The sequence below is a fragment of the Dysgonomonas sp. 521 genome (assembly GCF_010501055.1).
GTDB lineage: Bacteria > Bacteroidota > Bacteroidia > Bacteroidales > Dysgonomonadaceae > Dysgonomonas.
In genome coordinates this window covers 1-377 of the sequence record NZ_QVMO01000240.1, presented here as the reverse complement: position 1 = coordinate 377, position 377 = coordinate 1, and the positions used below count along the sequence as shown (strand labels likewise).

The window sequence follows — 377 nt, the reverse complement described above, 5'->3', positions numbered from 1 at the left end:
CTGCCAACCAAATGCAAATAGTTTTCTACTGATGAAAATGCTGGCGAAATGAAAACTATTTGGAAACTTTTATATTCGTAAGGAGAGACTATTTATACTTTTAGAATGATAGGAAGTTGGCTTTTTGAGTTCGGAAATTTAGAAAATAGAAACGAATCATTAAGGAGAATCTTAAAAACAGAAATTATAAGAGATAACGATTGTCGAAAAATTATTTCAAACAATAAAGGACGTTTAAAAGTTATTTTAGACAATACTGAAGAAGCAGAAGTTAATGATTTTAAATGCATATTCCGGCGATACCCACCCAGTGATTCCGGTGATACCCACCCACTCACTGTGCAAATTAGTCTGACAAAATTACCGTTTTTTTCTTA

Annotated in this window: 1 protein-coding gene; it reads left to right on the top strand. The window is 32.1% G+C overall.

Annotation, left to right across the window (positions count from 1 at the left end; translation table 11 throughout):
• Positions 1–105: 105 nt before the first annotated feature.
• Positions 106–377: hypothetical protein (locus D0T84_RS22710; protein ID WP_221413171.1), on the top strand; the 272-nt coding region annotated here is incomplete at its 3' end.